This window comes from Capnocytophaga sp. oral taxon 336 str. F0502, assembly GCF_000411575.1.
Classification (GTDB): Bacteria; Bacteroidota; Bacteroidia; order Flavobacteriales; family Flavobacteriaceae; genus Capnocytophaga; species Capnocytophaga ochracea.
In genome coordinates, this window is the sequence record NZ_KE150490.1 from 211,615 (window position 1) to 217,864 (window position 6,250).

The following is a 6,250-nucleotide window of genomic DNA, read 5'->3' on the forward strand; positions in this document are numbered from 1 at the left end:
TGTTATTTGTTAATTGATTCAGCCATTCCTTTGCCCCAATGAGGATGATTAGGCATTTTTGGAGTAAAATGTTCGAACTTCTCTAAGGCTTTTTGGAGCATTGGTTTAGCTTTTGCTACGCCCCCACCAAATATCTTGGGTGTAAAGTAAATGCCAATAGCACGAATGAGATAGGGTCTTGGGTTTTTGGGGTTTTCTTTAATAGATTTTTCGGAATACTCACGACTCAGCTTACCGTATTTAGCTCCGCGAAACATTGGGTTTACCTTCACTTTAGCACTATACAGATAGGCGTATAAGGCGTTGATTTCCGATGCATCGGCATCGGGTTGTTTTTCAGCTATCTTTATGTACTTTTCTGCCAGATTGCAATAACTGTCAATAGACCCTCCCGATGATTGGTCGGCAAGACGTATGTTCACATAAGCCGCATAGTAATTTGCGAGCCAATGCGAAGGCGCTGTGTTGGCAAGAGTTTCAAAATCTTTAGCTAAAGTCTGTAATTCTTTAGTAGCATAACTTTTGTCAAGGAGTTTTACTTTTTCGGTAAGCATTGCCTCCACATCTTGAGCAGAAACTACAGAACAAACTAATAGCAGAAAAAAAGTAATATATCTATTCATTCGTAACTTGTCATTTGTTATTATCTTCTTCCTTTTGGTTTTTTAGCAGGAGCTGAAGGGGTAGGAGAGGAGTTAGTTTTTTTGGTATCTGTCTCTTCTTTCTTTTTCTCTTTTTTATAAAGAGGAATGAGATAGCTGAGAGTATAGTTGAAATTCACACCAAAACGACTCCCTTCATATACCCGACCAAAGGCAGGAATATAGTAGTTAGGGAAACCACTACTGCCCGTTTGAGCCACCAAAAGACCTACGCGTACGCTTGCTCCTGCGTAAAGGTTATGCAAGAGTTCCGCTTTAATGCCCAATACGAGTTCCAACCAATGGGCTGTACGTCCGTCGTATTTCTTTAAGAAAGAAGGATCGGAGCCTGTGATAGTTTCGTTCCAATATTGGTTATCTTTATGGATAATATACGAGGTAAGGTCTTGAGAGAAGAGCGAAATGCCATAGCGAGCCCCCACGTAAATCATATTCTCCATACCATACCAATTGCCATAGGTGTTATAATCGAAACCAGCACGTAAAAATTGACCTTCGGTAGAGTAAGTAAAGAAATCTTCGTTTTTAGTTCTTTTTTCCATACCGAGTTCAGCAGCGAAGTAGTAGTTGGTTGTTAGGCGGTAATCGCCTACCAATTCGAGTCCGTAGTAATCCTTATCAAAGAAAGGGCGTACCAGTTTGCTTAGGTCGGCACCTACGCGCAAGCCATACCGCTGTTTGTACACAGGGGCTTCTTGTTTTTCGGGCAAGGCAATAGTAGTTTGTGAGGTCGTGCGGGTAGCCGTTTGAGCCATTGCACCTAAGCCCCACCAAATACTAATGATACAAATGTATATGAGCTCTTTTTTCATTATCTACGGTAGTGTTCTTGATGTTAAGACCTTTTAGCCAAGAGGTATTTGTATCTTGAATGGTAGCTGAAAGGGTGTTGTAAGTAATTTTCACTCCACAAGCCTTGCTTACGAACGACTGTTCGGGAGTATAAGTGAGCGTGAGGGTTGCGGTGCTAGTGGTAGTACCTGAAACTACGGTTTGAAATAAGTAGGTAGTAGGGGACTCCAAGCGCAAAGGTAGTGCAAGTGAATCTAAAGTTGCACTGCTTACCAGAGGCGTAGTATTTCCTTCGCCATAAACTGTAAGGTTAGTCACGCTAAAAGGCGTACGGGTGTTATTTTGGTTGTAGAAACGCACCACCAAGCGAGGTGTATTCACGCTGTGGTCGCAAAGGTCGTCGGACTCACAACTTATCAACATTGAAAGCGAGAGTATTAAAAATGATATAAAGATAGTTCTTTTCATTATCAAAAATAAAGTTGGTGCAAAGATACGAAATAATTACAAATGACAAAAAAAACTTCATAGGGCAACACGACACTTGCGTTTAAAGGCCTACCCCCGTTCCCCCTTCCGAAGGGAAGGGGGCAAGCCACAAAGACTACTTTTTTTATGAGAAAACATCTAATATTTTCTACTATTGTGAAGTTTATTCTCAAGATATATAGGTTGTTGTTTTTAAATGTGAATGCCGTGACAGAGTAACTTAGTATTGATACTTATTAGCTTGATGGACAAAGCTTATTCGAAGGGAGAGCGAAGTTAAAGCGAACCTAAGACGAAGAAAAGACGAACAATAAACGTACAAAAGATAGAGATAGCCTGAAGCTAAGAAGAAACTTTTATGTGGCAAAAGAAGTTATTTGAGATTAGAAATTGATAAATAACCTTTCATTTAAATTTGTTAATTTACTGAGTTATTTTTATTTTTGTCGTCTTAAGTAGGTGCGCTTCTTGGGGCTCGTGCCTAAAAATGCAATGCTTAAAAGAAATACAAGCCCTAAAAAAAACGGCTTTCCATACCGCTATAAGAAGCCTCAGCTTTGTTCAAGCTAACTGAAGGCAATCTTAAATGGGCTAATGGCGTAGGGAAATATATAAGATGCTGAAAAATGAACCTGAATAAACTCATAAATTCGCGACTCTTGAATGCCTCTATTGATAAAGTGATCAAAGTCAAAGAATATAACCTATTCTTAGGTTTTGTCGCAATAACAATAGCACTTTTTGTTTTCTTTATAGTGGCTATCGTTGTAATGGTAGTAAGGATACCTATTCTTTGGTTAGTGAATTTGTTTAAGAAATAAAATATGTATTGCAAAAGAATCGTAAATTACCAAGGAGAGAAATCTTCTTTGCAAACGATTTTCAAACAAGTAGCTAAAAAATGTTTAATTTGTTGTGATTTGTTCAATTGCTGAGGTGGTACCCTCATTTATTTTTCACTCAAAAAACAAAGAGCCCGAAACGGGACGCTTCGAGCTCTTCTATATATTATACTATTCTTCTAATCAAGCAGATACGACACGAAGCATTACCTTGTAAAAAGGTAAAACTGATACGATATGTAACTTGACATAGGTCATTTTTCTTCGTGTATATCTTTATTTAGTAAAGCAAATGTTTTTGAAATAGGGGGGCAAAGGTGTGACTATTTTTTGAATATGCAAGAAATAGACTATTATTTTACCTAAATAAATTCATCAGCTTCTTTATTGGCGACCAAACGGAAGCCTTCGCCGTGAATGTTTAAGATTTCCACTTTGTCGTCTTTTTTCAAGAGTTTACGCAGTTTTGCGATATATACGTCCATACTGCGAGAGGTGAAATAGTTGTCGTCTTTCCATATTTTGGAAAGAGCTAACTCACGTGACATAAAATCATCGGTGTGTAAGGCGAGCAAACGCAAAAGTTCATTTTCCTTAGGGGAGAGTTTTACAGGTTCTTCGTCCTTATATTTGAGAATACGCAATTTGGTATTGAGAAAGAATCTTCCTATTTCGAACTCAAACTTATTGTCGTCTACCATTGTTTCGATGCTTTTACGTTGCAAAATTGAACGTATTTTCATCAATAGGATTTCGGAGTCGAAGGGTTTGTTTAGGTAGTCATCAGCTCCTGAGCGATAGCCTTTTATCACATCTTCACGCATTGTACGAGCTGTAAGGAAGATAATAGGTATTTTCTCATCTTTCTCACGAATTTCTTTGGCTAAAGTAAAACCGTCTTTATAAGGCATCATCACGTCTAAGATACACATATCGTATGTTTCTTTCTTAAACTTTTCGAAGCCTTCCATACCGTTTTTAGCTAAAGTAACGTCGAAGCCACTCATCACCAAATAGTCTTTTAGTACAGTGCCGAAGTTGGGGTCGTCTTCTACTAAGAGAATGTGTTTATTGTCCGTAGAAGCATTTGAACTGTAATAGTTTCCGTCTGTATTCATTTTTTTATTGTTTTAGGCAATTATGAATTAAATTGTTAAGTTCTTAAATTATATTACCGGCAATTTGATAAAGAAGGTACTCCCTTTTCCTTTGTCGCTTTCTACATCAATGCTTCCTTGATGGTATTCTACGATACTTTTCACGTAGGCAAGCCCTAACCCGTGTCCTTTTACGTTGTGTAAATCGCCAGTATGTTCTCTATAAAACTTGGTAAATACGTGTTTCATAGCCTGCCTGCTCATTCCTTGCCCTCTGTCTTTTACACGTATTAGTATTTTATTCTTTATATTTTCAGTATAAATGTCTATTTCGGGGGCATTAGGTGAGTATTTGATAGCATTTTCAATCACATTCACAAATACATTAGTAAGGTGTGATTTGTTTGCTGATACATCGCCGTTTTCTGCCAAAAAGTGAGTGCGCAATACGCCTCCACGTTCGTCGAGCATTACTTGTAGGTGCCCTATGGCATTGCTTATAAGTTCGTGCACGTCCAACGGCTCTCTCTCTAAATGTAAGTTTCCTTTTTCGAGACGTGATATTTGCAAAATGTTTTCTACCTGAGCCAGCATTCGCTTGTTTTCCTGTTTGAGTATTTTTACATATCCTTTTATTTTCTCAGGGTCGTGCAGGGCGACAGGTGTTTTGAGACTGTCCAGCACTAAGTTCATAGTGGCAATAGGTGTTTTGAACTCGTGCGTCATATTATTGATGAAATCAGTCTTAATTTCGGAAATGCGACGCTGAGTGATGAGCTGGTGGAAGGTAACCACAAACACACCTATAACTATTAGTAAAAATACTACTGATAGGGTTGCTACCCCTATTACTGATGATAGTACATAGCGCTCTCGCTGAGGGAATACTACTGCTAATTCGTATACTGAATCGTCGGAGCTATTGCCTCCAAAAAGCAAGGTGCGATATTCCTTAGTTTCATTAGGGTCAAAGTACTTAGAGTGTATCTTCGATAAAATATTGCGGTTATACACGGCAAACTCGAAAGGTAAATTCAAGCCTCTTTTTTTGAGTTTTTGCTCTAAGAGTGTGTTTATTTGGCTTACGGACACTCGTTCGCTAATGGTTTGTTGCCTTATGATACTCTTAAATGATTCTTCTATCATTAAGCGTTCAATCTCGGGTAATTCACTTAGCTTTTCGTAGGCTTTTATGATAGGCAACTGTTTGTTATCTATGTTATTACCTCTGTTGATATGCTGAAAACTTTCTCTGTTTGTATAGTTCTTTAAGGTAAAAGAATCGGAGAGTTTCAAATCATCGATGAGTACAGGATTGCGCAGATTGGTAGCCAAAGCGTAATCTTCCTCTAAAATACCGTGTTTATAAATAAAGGTCTCTTTGCTTAGTTTGTTTTCTTGCACATAGATAAACTCTCGCAGATGACTGTCTTTGAGTTTTAAGGTGCTATCGTTCTCGCGCAAATAGATAATTTGAGCTACGTATTTATCGACTTCGTCTTGCTCTATTTGTTTAGCTACATTATTGAGTACCTGCTGAATAGAATAAGTAAAAGCTTCTTCTTTATTGTCGATAGCTGATTTAATCCAATACCCTTGTATGGCAATAATTCCTACAAGAGAAAGGCTTATGAGCACTACTGCGAGTATGTATAATCGCTTATTCACCGGGCAAAGTTAAAACAAATATTTTATATAAAAAACAAATTCTCTTAAAAATTTAACAAAAGATTAAGGAGTACCCTTTTTAAGAAGGCTGAAATACTGTAGTTTTTCTTTTATAAACCCTTGTTTTTACTAAGGAAGAGAAGTGACAATGTTAATATAATACCAAAAATGTCAAAAATGCCAAAAATACCGATGAGAAAATTAAGAAATTAGCAAATGGGTAGTGATAAAAAAGGTTTTTTGACGGGTCTGACTTGTCGGACAAATCGGACTGGTCTGAGTTGTCGGAGGAAAACGAAAAATATAAAAAGTGAGTTGGAAGGATTTTTGGTGAAAAAAGGGTGTAAGGAGGGTGGGGTTAGCTTATAGGGAGCTTATAGGAAGCTTATACGAATCTTGGAAGATTGGTATAGAAAGGGTATATAAGTAGTTGATTTATACCATAATACAACAGGGCTAAAAATGTTAAAAACAAGGTTTCGAGGCGAAAGAAAAAGGAATAGGCACTAGGCCTTAGGCCATAGGCACTAGGGGGAGTATGACGGAAAAGTGTGAGCCACACAGGCAGGTGCGAGCCGCACGGGCAGATGCAAGTCGCACGGTCAATGAGGAATGGACGAAGAATGGACGGAGAATGAACGAAGAATGGACGAAGATAAGGTGGAGACAAGACAAAGATAAGACAAAGATAAGACAAAGA

The 6,250-nt window shown here is 38.1% G+C and carries 6 protein-coding genes; 1 reads left to right on the top strand and 5 read right to left on the bottom strand.

Annotated elements, in window-relative coordinates; all coding sequences use genetic code 11:
• Positions 1-2: 2 nt before the first annotated feature.
• From HMPREF1528_RS06735 to HMPREF1528_RS06745, 3 genes are read right to left on the bottom strand one after another with little or no spacing between them, the layout of a single operon-like run.
• Positions 3-623 carry a hypothetical protein gene (locus HMPREF1528_RS06735; protein ID WP_016479152.1) on the bottom strand — a complete coding sequence of 207 codons (621 nt, stop codon included), beginning with the start codon at positions 621-623 and terminating at the stop codon, positions 3-5.
• A 20-nt stretch (positions 624-643) separates the two neighbouring features.
• Positions 644-1,474: a DUF6048 family protein gene (locus tag HMPREF1528_RS06740; RefSeq protein WP_016479153.1), complete on the bottom strand. Its 831-nt coding sequence runs from the start codon at positions 1,472-1,474 to the stop codon at positions 644-646.
• The gene (locus HMPREF1528_RS06745) at positions 1,440-1,877 is read right to left on the bottom strand and encodes a DUF6452 family protein (protein WP_016479154.1); all 438 of its coding nucleotides are present in this window, start codon (positions 1,875-1,877) and stop codon (positions 1,440-1,442) included. Before HMPREF1528_RS06745 ends, HMPREF1528_RS06740 begins: the two co-directional genes overlap by 35 nt.
• Positions 1,878-2,569: 692 nt before the next feature.
• On the opposite strand from HMPREF1528_RS06745, the gene HMPREF1528_RS12295 reads away from it, so the two are divergent.
• Positions 2,570-2,764 (top strand): hypothetical protein, encoded by a 195-nt coding sequence (locus tag HMPREF1528_RS12295; RefSeq protein WP_016479155.1) that lies wholly within the window; start codon positions 2,570-2,572, stop codon positions 2,762-2,764.
• Positions 2,765-3,147: 383 nt separating this feature from the next.
• On the opposite strand, the gene HMPREF1528_RS06750 is transcribed toward HMPREF1528_RS12295, so the two are convergent.
• Positions 3,148-3,903, bottom strand: a complete 756-nt coding sequence (locus tag HMPREF1528_RS06750; protein WP_009410639.1) for a response regulator transcription factor — start codon at positions 3,901-3,903, stop codon at positions 3,148-3,150.
• Between the two features lie 48 nt (positions 3,904-3,951).
• Positions 3,952-5,550 (bottom strand): sensor histidine kinase, encoded by a 1,599-nt coding sequence (locus HMPREF1528_RS06755; protein ID WP_016479156.1) that lies wholly within the window; start codon positions 5,548-5,550, stop codon positions 3,952-3,954.
• Between the last annotated feature and the right edge of the window lie 700 nt (positions 5,551-6,250).

Excerpts from the sequence above, each read along its gene's own strand:
- HMPREF1528_RS06735 (WP_016479152.1), bottom strand. The coding sequence starts at position 623 with ATGAATAGATATATTACTTTTTTTCTGCTATTAGTTTGTTCTGTAGTT.
- HMPREF1528_RS06740 (WP_016479153.1), bottom strand. The coding sequence starts at position 1,474 with ATGAAAAAAGAGCTCATATACATTTGTATCATTAGTATTTGGTGGGGC.
- HMPREF1528_RS06745 (WP_016479154.1), bottom strand. The coding sequence starts at position 1,877 with ATGTTGATAAGTTGTGAGTCCGACGACCTTTGCGACCACAGCGTGAAT.
- HMPREF1528_RS12295 (WP_016479155.1), top strand. The coding sequence starts at position 2,570 with ATGAACCTGAATAAACTCATAAATTCGCGACTCTTGAATGCCTCTATT.
- HMPREF1528_RS06750 (WP_009410639.1), bottom strand. The coding sequence starts at position 3,903 with ATGAATACAGACGGAAACTATTACAGTTCAAATGCTTCTACGGACAAT.